The sequence below is a fragment of the Microcoleus pseudofavosus SVA1_A4 genome, assembly GCF_036700565.1.
Taxonomy (GTDB): Bacteria; Cyanobacteriota; Cyanobacteriia; order Cyanobacteriales; family Microcoleaceae; genus Microcoleus.
Genome location: NZ_JAUBPE010000045.1, coordinates 43,095 through 58,405 on the forward strand (window position 1 = coordinate 43,095; position 15,311 = coordinate 58,405).

Annotated in this window: 8 protein-coding genes; 5 read left to right on the top strand and 3 right to left on the bottom strand. The window is 44.9% G+C overall.

Annotated features, from left to right (window positions below; translation table 11 throughout):
- Positions 1-3: 3 nt before the first annotated feature.
- Complete coding sequence (locus QUA02_RS19485; protein ID WP_333030001.1) at positions 4-1,593, top strand: Hsp70 family protein; 1,590 nt, start codon at positions 4-6, stop codon at positions 1,591-1,593.
- A gap of 77 nt (positions 1,594-1,670) precedes the next feature.
- Positions 1,671-2,474 (top strand): YwqG family protein, encoded by an 804-nt coding sequence (locus QUA02_RS19490; protein ID WP_333030003.1) that lies wholly within the window; start codon positions 1,671-1,673, stop codon positions 2,472-2,474.
- 189 nt (positions 2,475-2,663) lie between these two features.
- Here QUA02_RS19490 and QUA02_RS19495 read toward each other — a convergent pair whose 3' ends face one another.
- Both QUA02_RS19495 and QUA02_RS19500 read right to left on the bottom strand, forming a co-directional pair.
- Positions 2,664-3,185, bottom strand: a complete 522-nt coding sequence (locus QUA02_RS19495) for a L,D-transpeptidase (protein ID WP_333030004.1) — start codon at positions 3,183-3,185, stop codon at positions 2,664-2,666.
- 100 nt (positions 3,186-3,285) lie between these two features.
- Positions 3,286-3,924 carry a bifunctional 4-hydroxy-2-oxoglutarate aldolase/2-dehydro-3-deoxy-phosphogluconate aldolase gene (locus QUA02_RS19500; RefSeq protein WP_333030006.1) on the bottom strand — a complete coding sequence of 213 codons (639 nt, stop codon included), beginning with the start codon at positions 3,922-3,924 and terminating at the stop codon, positions 3,286-3,288.
- 152 nt (positions 3,925-4,076) lie between these two features.
- Here QUA02_RS19500 and QUA02_RS19505 point away from each other — a divergent pair, with 152 nt between their 5' ends.
- Both QUA02_RS19505 and QUA02_RS19510 read left to right on the top strand, forming a co-directional pair.
- Positions 4,077-4,391 (top strand): hypothetical protein, encoded by a 315-nt coding sequence (locus tag QUA02_RS19505; protein WP_333030007.1) that lies wholly within the window; start codon positions 4,077-4,079, stop codon positions 4,389-4,391.
- Between the two features lie 56 nt (positions 4,392-4,447).
- Complete coding sequence (locus QUA02_RS19510) at positions 4,448-5,089, top strand: hypothetical protein (protein ID WP_333030008.1); 642 nt, start codon at positions 4,448-4,450, stop codon at positions 5,087-5,089.
- 182 nt (positions 5,090-5,271) lie between these two features.
- On the opposite strand, the gene ftsH3 is transcribed toward QUA02_RS19510, so the two are convergent.
- Positions 5,272-7,110: an ATP-dependent zinc metalloprotease FtsH3 gene (ftsH3, locus tag QUA02_RS19515; RefSeq protein WP_333030009.1), complete on the bottom strand. Its 1,839-nt coding sequence runs from the start codon at positions 7,108-7,110 to the stop codon at positions 5,272-5,274.
- 510 nt (positions 7,111-7,620) lie between these two features.
- Here ftsH3 and QUA02_RS19520 point away from each other — a divergent pair.
- Complete coding sequence (locus QUA02_RS19520; RefSeq protein WP_333030010.1) at positions 7,621-14,619, top strand: FkbM family methyltransferase; 6,999 nt, start codon at positions 7,621-7,623, stop codon at positions 14,617-14,619.
- Positions 14,620-15,311 lie beyond the last annotated feature (692 nt).

Sequence of the window (15,311 nt, forward strand, 5' to 3'; positions counted from 1 at the left end):
TGAATGACGATCGCAATTGATTTTGGAACTAGCAACACCGTCGTCGCTCGCTGGAATCAAGCCCTCCAGCAGCCCGAAACTTTGAAATTACCGGGATTGTCGGCAATCTCGGCTCAAAATCCGCCCCTAATTCCCAGTTTGCTTTACGTTGAGGACGCTGCTAAAAGTAAAATTATAGTCGGTCAGCAAGTCCGCGACAAAGGCCTTGATTTGAGTGGAGATTCTCGGTTTTTTCGCAATTTTAAACGGGGAATTGGCACTTCTGTTCAGGGTTTTGTGCCGGAACTTGACGGGCAACTTGTTACTTTTGAACGAGTAGGTGAGTGGTATTTGAGCCAAATTGTGAACTCAATTCGCGAACTCCCCTTGCCCGTAGATTCTTTGATTTTTACTGTGCCAGTAGATAGTTTTGAAGCTTACCGCCATTGGTTGGGTCAAGTTTCTCAATCTCTGCAAGTAGAACAGGTGCGGATGTTGGATGAACCTACGGCTGCTGCTTTGGGTTACGGTTTGGCCGATCGCGAAAATCTGTTAGTAATTGATTTCGGTGGCGGAACTCTCGATCTTTCTTTAGTACGTTTGGACGCTTCCTCCGACAAAAAGCCCCTCGGTTTTATTCTCAAATGGGGCGAAAAGTTATTGGCTGAATCTTCAGCCCAAAAAACAAAAGTTGCCCGGGTTTTGGCTAAAGCCGGACAAAATTTGGGCGGTTCTGATATTGATAATTGGCTGGTTGACTATTTTGTCAAAACGAAAAAGCTGGCCAAATCTCCGATAACAACCAGATTAGCAGAACGGTTAAAGATTCAGTTGTCTTTGGTGAATCAGGCAGTTGAGGTTTATTTTGATGACGAAAATTTTGAAAGTTACGAATTAGAATTAGACCGAGATCGCTTTGAGTCTATCCTCGCCGAACATCAGTTTTTTGACAACCTCGACGAGTGCATGAATCAAGTATTGCAGCAAGCGCGGCGCCAAGGCTTAGAAATTGGCGACATCGATGCAGTTTTGCTAGTTGGCGGCACTGTCCAAATTCCCGCAGTGCAGCGTTGGGTGCAGCAATATTTCGACACAGCAAAAATTCGGTGCGACAAACCCTTTGAGGCGATCGCCCAAGGTGCTCTGCAACTGAGTCAAGGCATACAAATCAAAGATTTTCTCTATCACAGTTATGGCATTCGCTACTGGAACCGCCGCGAGAATTGCCACAGTTGGCACAGTTTAGTTAAATCCGGCCAGTCTTATCCGATGAGCGAACCGATAGAATTAGTCTTGGGGGCTTCTTTAGAAAATCAGCCGAGTATAGAATTAATTATCGGCGAATTGGGAGCGGAAACTGGCGGCACGGAGATATATTTTGACGGCGATAGGTTAATTACTCGCCAACTCGCGGGTCAAACATCGGTACAGCCGCTAAATGACAAGGACGGAGCTCGCAGTATCGCGCAATTGACGCCGCGTGGGTATCCGGGGAGCGATCGCGTCAAAATTTTGTTTCGCGTTGACGAACAGCGCTTTTTGCGCATTACCGTGGAAGATTTGCTGACAAATGAAACTTTGTTAGAGGATAAACCAGTGGTGCAGCTAAGTTAGGAATAGGCTTTACAGGTAACGTGCGCTTCGGCGCACTCTACTGATTGCATTCAAAACAAATTGATTGTTAAAAACAGATGAATTATCAACTAGAATTTCCACTTTCTCCCGAACTAGAAAAGTATCGCGACAGAATCGAAGCTACCATTAAACCTTACATCGAAATTAAAACCCAGAATAATGACCAGGTTAATTGGTGGCAGAGTAAATTTGGGGGATTGCCCTATTTACCTAAAGGCTTTGACTATCCTAAAACTGCTGAGGGTAAATATTTATTCTTGCTAGCACAAATCAACTTTTCTGAAGTACCGCCTTTAGATAGTTTTCCCGATCGGGGGATTTTGCAGTTTTATATAGCCGACGATGACCTATATGGTTTAGAGTTGGGCAATTCCGCGAATGTAGATAATCCCGCACTCGAACAACAATTCAAAATAATCTATTTTTCTCAGCCCAACTTCACAGTTGAAAACATGATTACCAATTATGATTTTTTGCCGGAACCAGAATATTTTCCTGTTCATGGCTGTTGCGGCTTGCAATTTATTAAAAAATATGCGCCGATTAGTACCAGTGACCGCCAATTTACCCAACTTTTAGGAGAAATTGATGAGTTTTTTACCACCGAGCGTAAAATTTACCTTGAGTACCAAGAAATATCATCTTTTCGAGGTCATAAAATAGGTGGTTATCCTGATTTTACACAATACGATCGTCGATGTCACAAAGCAGATATTCTTCTATTCCAAATGGATACCGATCGAGATGAGACAGTGTATATTATGTGGGGAGACACTGGTGTATGTAACTTTTTTATTGATGAATCAGCACTCAGACAATTAGATTTTAGTAAGGTTTTATACAATTGGGATTGTAGTTAAAAACAGCAGTAAAGTAAGCAAGCTAAAAAAACCATAACTGATGAACTCCGATCGAAGAAACCGGGTTTTTGACCGAATCTACGGCTTGTAACGCAGTATTTCGCAAAAAAACCCGGTTTCTGACCACCGGTGCATCAGTTCTAATAATTTTCGACTATGCCCGATGCCCGATGCCCAATTCCCAATTCCCTAAACCTGAGATTTGTGCACTACGACGGGTGTTCCCACCGAGGCCCATTCAAATAACCATTTAGCGTGATTTACAGCTACATTTGTGCAGCCGTGAGTAACGGGATTGCCAAACAAATTGTGCCAGTAAGCGCCGTGAATTGCATTGCCGCCGTCGTAATACATTGTATAGGGAACGTCGGGCACGTCGTAGTCCGGCCCAGTCATTCTAGTAACGCGGTATTTGGTTTCAACCGCAAAGGTTCCCGTGCGGGTGGGAGTCGATGATTTGCCGCTGGAAATAACCACCGCGTAAACTGCTGTATTTCCTTCCCAAGCTATTAGCCTTTGTCTTGACAAATCAATTTCAATCCAGCGCTGACTGGATTGCTGCAACTGCATAATTTTATTGGCAATTATGTTGTGCTGTTCGCCGGCAATTGCAGGAATTGAACCGCCGCAGAATGCAGCAAAAGTGAGGGCGCAGCCGGCACAGAAAGTTCCAGCGCGGCGGAAGTAAATTGAGTTGATAATGCTGTTCATTCCTCACACCTCGTACTATTTTAGATTTTAGATTTTAGATTTTAGATTGGCTTGTACTATTTTAGATTTTAGGTTTTAGATTTTAGATTGGAAAGAGGGCTTAACAAGTTGTTAAGTTTTGGGAGAGAGTTCGGGCAATTTGGACGATCGCCCGCCAATCTCGATTTTCCACTAAGTGTTTGGGAAATAAGTCTCCGGCTAAACCAACGGCGATCGCCCCGGCGTCAATAAATACTTTCGCATTTTCCAGCGTCACCCCGCCAGTGGGAATCAAAGGAATGTTTCCCAGGGGGCCTTGCAGGCTTTTCAGGTAGGCGGCGCCTCCCAAAGCCGATATGGGAAACACTTTAACGCAGGTAGCGCCTGCTTGCCACGCGGTCAAAATTTCTGTGGGAGAAAAAGCACCGGGGACGATCGGCACTCCGGCATCAACTGCTGTTTTAATCATAGCTACATCGGTGTGCGGAGTAAACAGAAATTGAGCGCCGCAGTCTATTGCTTGCTGCAACTCTTCTAAGTTTAATAAAGTGCCTGTGCCAATGCTAAAAGTAGGAAATTCTGAGCGGAGTTGGGCAATTAATTCAGCGGCTTTGTGGGTGTTCCAAGTAATTTCAATAAACTGGATTCCTCCTGCTGCTACCGCTGATGCCATTTGCCAAGCAAGTTTCTTTTCGGAGGAACGGATAACGGCGATCGCTCGATGTTTTTTTAGCTGTTTCAACCAAGATTGATGATTCATAAAATTTTAGATTTTAGATTTTAGATTTTAGATTTTAGACTGCGGCGTGAGCGCGATCGTCGAAGGATTTTAAATTGGTAACGATCGCAAATTTGACACTCAGATAATTCTGACTCGCATATAATTTTAATACACATTACTCACTCCGATATATGCCAAACTACACTATGCGGGGCGTTCAATTTTTAACTGACAATAAGGGCAACAAAACCGCTGCAATTGTTGACCTCAAAGAACACAGTGCATTTTGGGCTGACGTGCTGGCTGAATGCGGCGAACCGATCGACTTTCAGTTTTTAGTTGATTCTGAAGGCGAAAAAATTGCGGTGCTGCTTGACTTCGAGTACCCAGGCGAACTTTGGGAAGATGTTTACGATGGCATAATTATTGAATCTAGAAAAGATGAACCAAGAGTTCCTTGGGAAGAAGTTACACGTTGCTGCTCTCTACAAAAAAATGTAAACTAATATAGTCGTGTCTGCTGTGGGTGCAGCCTCCTGCGGCAAATTTTCTGGGAGACCTAATGAAGAATTCTGATGCAGCTACTCCTCTCAAGTCCCACGGAGTTAGTCGATTATTAATGCAGTTCGCTTGGGCTAACGTCTCGTTAAACATCGTTTCCCTGCTTTTAACTTCGGTGAAAGCAATTGCACCAACGATTGAGGCGTCGCTTCAAGGTTTGCAGCAGATTTTGTTGATTGTTACAATTCTTGTCGCCTTGATTTTGTTCGTGCTTTTTCTAGTCTGGCTATATCGCCTGCACGTCGATCTCAAGGTTCTTTTCAATGATTATCCTATCACCCCAGGAGGAGCGATGGCAAGATTTATCATACCGATATACAGTATATGGGGAATTTGGAATGCACTCTCAACATTTGCCAACAGATTTAATCAGGAAGGGGGAGAATTAGCAAAGTTTGCCGAGTATATAAATCCCCTGATCGGAGGGTTCTATGCTTTAACTATTGCCTCAAATATTTTGAACCGTGAATTTTCAAGAATGCAGAGGCAGAGTCCAGAAATAGAGCCTTTATGGTTGTTCTTGCTTAATGATGTAGTAGGTCTGGGTTTGTCGGTCATGTTATTGCTAATGGTAAAAAGTATGAGCAGTGCCGTTGTTGCCAAAGCTCGTCAGCCAAAATCAGGCAGGACAATCAAGGTTTAGTAGGTAGTGGTAGGTAGTGCTACCATGCGGTGCGTCGCGATGGGATAACTGCAAATAGCGAGAATTGTCGCAGCGACGCACCCTACTATAAAAAATTGGGGAGATTCCAGACAATCCCAGAATCACCCCAATTACGGATTTCAAACTTTAGATTCAATCGAAAATCGAAAATCCAAAATCAATTAGGCAATAGTTGCCATTTTGACATCGCTATTAGCCAGCAAATTTTGCAATTCGTCCGAATCCACAGTTTCCTTTTCCACCAGCATATCTGCCAAAGCATTAAGGACGTGGCGGTTGCCGACAAGTACATCTTTAGCGCGGCGGTAAGCTTGTTCTACCAACAAACGCACTTCATCGTCGATCGTCGCTGCGGTTTCTTCCGAGAAATCCCGTTCGGCCATGATATCGCGACCCATGAACATATTGCCTTGTTGGCGACCGAGAGCTACAGGGCCTAGCCGATCGCTCATTCCGAAGCGAGTCACCATTTGCCGCGCTACTCTTGCCACTTGCTGCAAGTCGTTCGAGGCACCGGTTGTCACTTCTTCCTCGCCGAAGACAATTTCTTCAGCAATGCGGCCGCCCAAAGCTACCGCCATTTGATTTTGCAAGTAAGAGCGAGAATACAAGCCAGAATCCATCCGATCTTCGCTCGGTGTGAACCAAGTCAAACCGCCAGCGCGGCCGCGGGGGATAATGCTAATTTTCTGCACGGGATCGTAGTCGGGCATCAAAGCACCAACTAAAGCGTGACCGGCTTCGTGGTAAGCTACCAAAGTTTTGCGCTTTTCGCTCATCACGCGGTCTTTCTTTTCTGGGCCGGCGAGCACGCGGTCGATCGCATCATTGACTTCATCCATCGAGACTTCGGTCAAGTTGCGGCGGGCGGCCAAAATTGCTGCTTCGTTGAGCAAGTTCGCCAAATCGGCACCGGTGAAACCGGGAGTGCGGCGGGCGATTTTCTCCAAGTCCACATCTTTCGACAAAGTTTTGCCGCGGGCGTGAACGTTGAGAATTTCTAGGCGGCCTCCGAAGTCGGGGCGATCGACCACAACTTGGCGATCGAAGCGACCCGGACGCAGCAGCGCAGCATCGAGCACGTCGGGGCGGTTTGTGGCAGCAATCAGAATGATGCCAGTATTGCCCTCAAAACCGTCCATTTCTGTCAGCAACTGGTTCAGGGTTTGTTCCCGTTCGTCGTTACCGCCGCCCAAACCTGCTCCCCGCTGGCGGCCTACCGCGTCAATTTCATCGATAAATACGATGCAAGGAGCGTTAGATTTAGCTTGTTCAAACAAGTCGCGGACGCGGGAAGCACCGACACCCACGAACATTTCCACAAATTCTGAACCGGAAATCGAGAAGAAGGGAACGCCAGCTTCTCCAGCAACTGCTTTAGCCAGCAGGGTTTTACCAGTTCCGGGAGGGCCGACCAGCAGCACGCCTTTGGGGATTTTTGCTCCGACTGCGGTGAAGCGGTCTGCATTTTTCAGGAAGTCCACGACTTCTGCGAGTTCTAGCTTGGCTTGTTCGATGCCGGCCACGTCGCCGAAAGTCACCTGAGTTTGCGGCTCCATTTGGACTCTAGCTTTTGATTTGCCGAAGTTCATGGCTTGGTTTCCCGGCCCATTTTGCGCGCGCCGCACCAGGAAAAACAGTCCCACCAAGAGCAGGATCGGGAAGAACAGGCTGCTGAGGGCTTTTACCCAAAAGCCTTCGTCGCTTTGGGGCAGAACGGAAATGTCTACGTTGTTTTTGGTCAGGATGTTGATCAGTTCGGGGTCGTTCGGCAGGTTAACGATTACCTTGTTGCCGTCCTGAGCTGTGACCAGAGCTTTGCTGCGGTCAGAACTGATATTTATTTTGTCTACTCTCTTGCTCTCGACTTCCTGAATGAATTGACTGTACTTCCAAATTTCCCTACTTGGGGGCTGTTTGTCAAAAAATGCCGTTGCTAAGGCAATGACTACAATAGCCAGCAGTGCGTACAGGCCAGCGTTTCTCCAGCGTTTATTCACCGAGGTCGATCCTCCTAATTTTTAGTCCCTGCGATTTGGGATTTTTTATTTATGTTCATCAATCTTAACGTAATTGTAACTTGTTTTTGTGTGGTGAGGAATCCCGGCTATGCTGCGGCGGTCTGAGGTGGTGGAAACCGAACTGCCCCGGGCGTCGTCAGGAGATTCGGGTGCTGTCTTAAGGGTTACATTTCCGGCTACACTATAGAACAGAATTTGTCAAGATTGTCAAAATTGGTGGCGATCGCCAGCAGTCCTGTTTAGGGAGCAGATTTGGCGTATAACTCTGAACAAGCCTTGGACAAATAGCAGTGCGATCGCTCTGATACCCCAGAGGCTAGGGCAGACGATGTGCCTGTTTCCAAACGGGGAACAACTCAAAAAGTTTAAGCGTCAGCGCTTGGGCGCTCCATAAAATGATGCTGTAAAAGGTCAAAGTTTAAGATTGACGGTTCACAAAAATCTTAAACTTTGGCTTTCACTGGTGGCAAATAACAATAATTAAGAACAATGGACATTAAATTATCAATGGCAACTAATTTTATTCGCAATTTTTTTGAGGCAGGAGATACTGTTTTTGATGTCGGGGCTAACATTGGGCAGAAAGCTGATTTGTATTTAGCTGCTGGGGCGAAAGTAATATGCTTTGAACCGCAACCGGATTGTTTAACTATCTTAACTCAAAAATACCACCAAAATCCCAACGCTGTCATCGTTAATAAAGGGTTGGGCGAGCAAGCGGGGACTATGGATCTTTCAGTATGTACTGATGCTAATTACATATCAACTTTTTCCCAAAAATGGAAAACCGGGCGTTTTTCAAAATACGATTGGAATCAAACTGTTACAGTCGAAATTACTACGTTAGATGAGATGATCGAACTGTGGGGATGCCCGAAATTTTGTAAAATAGATGTTGAAGGATTTGAGTATCAGGTATTAAAAGGACTATCTGTACCAATTCCTTACATATCATTTGAGTTTGCTATAGAATTTATTGAAGACACGAAAAATTGCATAAATCATCTTAAAAGTCTGGGATATAAACTTTTCAACATTGCCAAGGGCGAAGCCAGCAATTTGCTATTTTCTGAATGGGTTTCTGAGAGTCATCTTTTGAATTATTTAGAGTCTGCTAATGAGGCATTGCTGTGGGGAGATATCTACGCAAAATTTGAGGAAGATCAACATAATATATCGGAGATCAAAACTGTACCGCAAATCAGTAATGCAGTAGCTGTAACGTTAGGGTATTTAGACTTACAGAATCTTTGCCAGCAATACTCAATTGCCCCGCGAGGTGTGATCCACATAGGCGCTCACGAAGGGCAAGAAATGCAGGAATATCAAGTGATGGGTGTGGAAAAAGTGTTGTTTGTGGAAGCTAACCCATCTGTCTTTGAAAGGTTGAAAGCAAATATAGCAGGGATACCTAATGTGTGGCTGGCAAACTGTGCTGTCAGCAACCAAAACGGCACTGTTAATTTGCGGGTGAATTCCCACGATATGAGCAGCAGCATTCTACCCCTAAAGCTGCACAAGGAAATTTATCCCGGTATGGTGGAGGTTAATCAAGTAACTGTACAATCGAAAACTCTTGACTCGTTGATGCAAGAAAGTCCTCTGAATTCATCAGAGTTTAATATCCTGGTGATTGATATTCAAGGCGCAGAACTTTTGGCTTTGCAAGGGGCGAGGGAAACTCTCAAATATATTGATGCAATCAGTACAGAAGTTAATTGCGAAGAACTCTATGAAGGGTGCGCGTTAATCGACCAAGTGGATGATTTTCTGAGGGTTTATGGCTTTCAACGAGTAGCAGTGGCAACTCCATCTCATCCATCTTGGGGGGATGCTTTTTATGTCAAAACCACAGTCAGCCCTCAATATACTGATAATTTGAGTGTGAGGAACTCGCCAGCTTTTGATAGCAACAGTGTGGCAATATTAACGAGTATTGCACCGGGAAATATCGAAAATCAGCGGGCGGCTGTAGAAAGCTGGCGATTGCTTGGATTTGACGCTGTTTCGCTCAATAGCCGGGAAGAAATTAGTCAATTGCAGCCAATCTATAAAAATGTTGCTTTTCATGAGGTAAAACGCGACGCGCGGGCAGAGGTTGGAAGACCGTTAGTGTATCTTGACGATCTGTTTGTTTATTTGCGCGATCGCGGTACAAAAATCTGTGGTATTGTCAATTCAGATATCCGCCTGAAAGCCGACGGCGATTTAATTTCCTTTATCTGCCAACAGGCTGAAAATGCCGTAGTTTTTGGTTCGCGAACAGATGTTGACTATCCCGAAAAAGCAGGCGGAGAAATTTACGCTAAGGGGTTTGATTTCTTCTTCTTTGACAAGGAATTATTAAAACAGTTTCCTGATTCCCAATTCTGTTTAGGTCTTCCTTGGTGGGATTTGTGGATACCGCTGATCGCTCAGCAAAAAGGGTTGACTGTCAAATATTTAGAAACTGCGATCGCCTATCATGTCAAACACCCGGTGAATTACATCAACGATTTTTGGCAAAAGATGGGAATTCACTTCACGGGTTTTTTCCAGCCGGATTTGTCGCGGAAATTTCAGGAAATGCTCTCAAAGAATCCCAATCAGTTACAAGCAGAACTAACAAGTGTCGCTGTACAAGCTGGGCAAATGATTGACCAAAATCAGCAGATAATTAGATATGAAACTAGCGACCAAATCAATTTAGAGCGATCGGCATTTGAGAAGTCGCAGCCTGTCCCGTCGGCTTTTAAAGTATCTGCGATCGTTTCTACTTACAATTCCGAAAAATTTATGCGCGGTTGCTTGCAGGACTTGGTAGAGCAAACGCTGTACAAACAAGGCGAACTGGAAATCATAGTGATTGACAGCGGTTCCCAAGGAAACGAACAGTCTATTGTGCGGGAATTTCAAGCGAAATATACGAAGATTGTGTACGCTCGCACTTCTGACCGCGAGACATTATATGCCGCATGGAATCGAGGAATTAAGATGTCGCGCGGAGCTTACATTACTAATGCTAACACCGATGACAGACACCGCCCCGATGCCCTAGAATTTATGGCGAAATACTTGGACGAAAACGCCGAAGTAAGTCTGGTTTATGCCGATCAATTAATCACCAGCACAGCCAACGATACTTTTGCAAAAACGCAAGCCGAAAAGCGCTGGAATTGGCCGACATTTGACTACAGCGAACTCGAACGACGCTGCATTATTGGCCCGCAACCGATGTGGAGAAAATCTCTGCACGAAAAATACGGCTATTTCCGAACGGAATTTACGGCGGCTGGCGATTACGAATTTTGGCTGCGGATTGGCAAAACCGAAAATATTGTGTACTTGCCAGAAATTCTCGGCTTGTACTGCGAAAATCAACAAGGTTTGGAACATTCATCGCCAATATCGCAGCAAGAAACTCGGCAAATATGGGATGAATATGGGATCGCCAGCCGGGGAGTCAAACCAGGCACTACAGTCCCTGTTTCAATCTCTCCGTCACAGCTAAATGCCATCCCCTACCGCACCTCCGCAGAAACACTCGTCAGCGTAATCATTCCCTGCTACAATCACGCAACTTTACTCAGAGAAGCTGTTGAAAGTGTTGTTAGTCAAACTTATCCAAACTGGGAGTGCATAATTGTCAATGATGGCAGCACGGATGATACCAGCAACTTCGGAAAATATTTAATTAAACTGTATCCTCAAAAATCGCTTCGCCTCATAGATAAACCCAACACGGGGCCCGCAGATTCGAGAAATGTTGGCGTTCAGCAGTCGTCAGGTAAGTTTATTTTATTCCTAGATGCTGATGATAAACTTCATCCCAAATTTATCGAGGAGTGCGTGGAAATTTTGTTAGCAAAACCGAAGGTTGGTTTTGTCTATACAGATGTGCAGCACTTCGGAGCTAACTGCGATTTAGTTATCCACGGTGACTTTGATGCCAATCGGTTTTTGATAGACAATCAAGCCCCCGCTACTTCCCTATTTAGAAGGGAGATTTACGAGCAAGTAGGTGGCTTGAAAAAAGTGATGAAGCTGGGATGCGAAGATTGGGAATTTTGGATTTCTGCCTATGAAAAAGGCTGGTTAGGCGATCGATTACCTAAGCCTTACCTCTATTACAGGCAGCACGGCGACGGCTCTAGCAGAACCCAAAAAATGGCTGGCGAGCGCCCAAAATTAGACTTGATGAGAGCCACAATTATTCACCTGCACTCTCAACTTTACAGACCAGAAGAAGTGCGTTGGTCACAGCAAATTTTGCAGCAACACGGCAATTTAATTGCTAATGAATTAGTTGAATTTAACAAACCCGAACAATTTTTAACTTTGCTGTCCCAATATGTGGGAGAGTATCAAAAAGACCAAGCTAATGAAGTAAACCTCGCTAACATCCGCCAATCCCGGCAGCAACTTGCCAATTATTGGCTGAATCTGCCCGCAGAACAACTGGCAAATGCCTATAGCGGTGATGCAGGTAAGGCGCATCAGCTACTGCTAAACAGCAATATCAAAGATGAAGCGCTGACAGATGCCGAAAAGACTGTTATCGATAGACTAACAGCACATCTCTCCCAGGGGATTAAAACTCCCAAAGATATTAACTATCTACTAGCAGCCGCCCTCTACCGTCGTGCTGACCAGTTGCTGCTGAACTATGAAAATGCAGCTATACCTAATTGGTTTGTCAACGACTATCTCAAATTTATGTTTGCTGCGCCTACTCTCTTTCAAGAAATAGGAGAGGCTGACAATTATTGCCAATACGTGCAGGGATGGGTCAGTTATTTGCATAGCAATATCTTCAAGAACCAAAACTCACAAGTGTGGCAGGATATCGCCTCGTTCTTCACACAAAGCGCTAACTTTATTCCTCTGTACTTCAATAGTGAAAATCTCAAGGATATCTACACGAAGCGGGCAGATATTATTGAATTTGCCATGAAAACTCGCGGGGCTGCGATAGATTGCATTTTTCCGGCTAGACCTGCAAACAGGCATAAAATTCGCCTCGGTATCCTGACTAAACATTTCGGGGCGATGACGGAAACTTTCGCTACTTTACCGGCTTTTGAATATCTGAATCGAGAGCAATTTGAAATTATTTTGTACGCTCTCAATCTCGACGGGAATAAACTAGAACAGTATTGTCAGAGTCGCGCTGACAGACTGGTTAAACTGTCCAATGACTTGCCAAGTCAAGTTCAGGCGATCCGCGCTGATGATTTAGATATTCTGCTGATTGCTACTAATATTACTGCTGTTACTCATCCCATTAGTTTACTAGCGCTGCATCGCTTGGCGCGGGTACAAACTACCTGTTTTAATTCTCCCATTACCACAGGAATGCGACACATTGACTATTACATTGCTGGCAAGTTGATGGAACCTGCACCTGAAGGACAGGATCATTATCGCGAACAATTAGCAACTATTGACGGGCCTGGCTGCTGTTTTAGTTATACCCTAGAACCTTATACTCCTAACATTCAACTCACTAGAAATAGCATCGGTATTTCCGAGGAATCGGTTGTGTTTATTTCGAGTGCGAATTTGTATAAGCTAGTGCCGGAGTTAAGGGAAACATGGGCACAGATTATGGCTGCTGTTCCTAATTCTGTGCTGTTTTTAATGCCCTTCGGCCCTAGTTGGACTAATCATTATCCAGGGGGGGCTTTTGTGAATAATATGAAAGCCGTTTTTGCTAAGTATGGTATTGATGCTAAGCGTTTGCGGGTGTTGAAGAGTTTTCCTAACCGTGCGGATGTCAAGGAAGTTTTGAAGTTGGGGGATGTTTATTTGGATTCCTATCCCTATGCGGGGACTACTTCTCTTGTCGATCCGCTAGAGGTGGGACTTCCAACTGTGGTTAGGGATGGCGATACTTTACGATCGCGAATGGGGGCGGCTGTGTTACGATCGCTCTCTATGCCAGATTTAATTGCCAATAGCGAAGCATCTTACATTCAGCTAGCAGTTAATCTCGCTACTAATCCCCAACTGCGGCAGCGCTATCGGCAGGAAATTCAGCAGAAAATGCAAGCTAATCCCGCTTGTTTTGACAGTGTGGCATACTCTGGGGCGATCGGCAAATTATTCCAAGAACTCTTTGGCAAATGGCAAACCAGCCACCTGGAAGCATCCCACAGCTTACAGGATAGCATTCCCAAGCAGGCAGATTTGGGCGATATTCTCTCGAATGCCGTCAACCTTTACCAAAGAAACTATTCAAACATCTCAGCAATATCCGAACTGCGTCAAATCCGCAAACAAATCGCTGATTTTTGGCTGGACGTTCCCGCCGAAAACCTCGAAACCGCCTACAAAAGCGCTTCAGGTAACAGCTATCAAATCCTGCTAAAGAGCGGCTTCCAACGTCAAGCGATGATAGAAAGCGAACAAATATTTTTGCAGCAATTAACCCAGATTAGCAAAGGATTAGTGCATCCGAAAGCTGTCAACGCCTTGCTCGCGGCGATGCTGTATTTCCCGCCGGAAACCATGCGGATTCCCGACGCTCGCAACCGTTTGCCGCACTGGTTAATTGGGGATTACGAACAAGTTTTTGAGACTGAAGCCGCCGTCAATTCTGATTCAAGTTCTGACTTGCTAGCTCAATACATTCAATCGCCACAATTTGCGAATCAACTGTTAGGATGCGTCAATCTTTACCGCATCGATCCGTCAGACGAATCGGTAGTTTTGGAACTCCGCCAAATCAGAAAACAAATGTCGGATTTTTGGCTGAGTGTTCCTTTAGAAAAACTCGAAAGTTTTTACCGAGGAGAAGTTCGCAAGGGATATCAAGCAATTCTTAGCTGCGGCTTGCAAGCAGAATCAATGACTGAAGCCGAACAGCAGTTTTTGCATAAATTGACCGAAATTAGCAAAGGGTTGGTGCAGCCTCAAGCTATCAATGCTCTGCTCGGTGCGATGCTGTATTTTGTTCCGGGAAAAATGCGGGTTCCCGATGCTCGCACCCGCTTGCCGCAGTGGTTGCTTGAAGATTACGAAAAGGTGTTTGAAAGCGCATTTGCGACAACAGAACAAACAGTTGTCAAACAAGATTATCTGCCGCAGTTTCTCAATCAATTAACTGCTGCCATCAATCTTTATGAAATTGACCCGACGGCTGAATGGGTAATAGCAGATTTGCGGCATATTCGCAAGCAAATTGCCGATTTGTGGCTGAGCGTTTCCGGCGAACAAGTAGAAGTTTTGTACCGGAGCGATTTTGGCAAGGGTTACAAAGCAATGCTGGGCAGCGGGTTTATTAACGAGCCGCTGAATGAGAGCGATCGCGAGTTTTTTAATTCGTTGGTTGTTGAGTTGAGTAAAGGGTTTGGAACGCCTAAAGCTGTGAATAATTTGTTGGCGGCGATGCTGTATTGTCGCCTAGGACAGTTGCGGGTTCAGGATGCGAATACTTGTTTGCCTCCGTGGTTGTTGGCGGATTACGAGCAGTTGGTTGGGAGTGCGATCGAGCTTGCTGTGAAGTAAACGGATATAACGTAGGGTGGGCCGCAGCTCACCCAGCCCTGTCTGGCGCGATCGATTAGTTAGGCAATTGGAACTTGATTTTGAAGGGCAAAATAATATCGTTTCCGGTTGCATCGGAATGATACTGAGGACACGGCAGTGCCGTGTCCCTACAATTAATTGGGGTAGGGACACGGCACTACCGTGTCCTGACTCTGGGTAATATTAATTCCGATGCTACGGGAGTTGATATAATCCCTCTTTTGTCACTTCTGGGGCAGGGTAAACGCATCTAAATTAATTTGACAAAAACGTGGATTTATGCATTACTAAATAATTAAAAAAACATTCTTAAAATTCTTAGCTTTAACCCCACTTAAGCAGATTAAATCAGAACTTTAAGAACTTATGAAGTTCTTAAAGCCGGATAAATTTCCTTCTGAGATTGGTGTTAGATATCGAGCGTTAACTGGCAGAGTTTAAAATTTGAACTAAATAATTATTATCCATTGCCGCTCGATACCGTTTCATTTTTAAGCTTTGTTTAAAAGTTTTTTCGTGTTTCAGTGGATGCGGTTGATATCGCTCTTGAACAATTAACCTAGCTCGGTTATTCAATTGAACCGCTTGAGAGTGATATCAATTCCGCTCTTCATCGGAATGATATAAACGGAGGACACGGCAGTGCCGTTTCCCTACCGCGATCAATTGTA

Coding starts and splice junctions, on each gene's coding strand:
- QUA02_RS19485 (WP_333030001.1), top strand. CDS start 4: ATGACGATCGCAATTGATTTTGGAACTAGCAACACCGTCGTCGCTCGC.
- QUA02_RS19490 (WP_333030003.1), top strand. CDS start 1,671: ATGAATTATCAACTAGAATTTCCACTTTCTCCCGAACTAGAAAAGTAT.
- QUA02_RS19495 (WP_333030004.1), bottom strand. CDS start 3,185: ATGAACAGCATTATCAACTCAATTTACTTCCGCCGCGCTGGAACTTTC.
- QUA02_RS19500 (WP_333030006.1), bottom strand. CDS start 3,924: ATGAATCATCAATCTTGGTTGAAACAGCTAAAAAAACATCGAGCGATC.
- QUA02_RS19505 (WP_333030007.1), top strand. CDS start 4,077: ATGCCAAACTACACTATGCGGGGCGTTCAATTTTTAACTGACAATAAG.
- QUA02_RS19510 (WP_333030008.1), top strand. CDS start 4,448: ATGAAGAATTCTGATGCAGCTACTCCTCTCAAGTCCCACGGAGTTAGT.
- QUA02_RS19520 (WP_333030010.1), top strand. CDS start 7,621: ATGGACATTAAATTATCAATGGCAACTAATTTTATTCGCAATTTTTTT.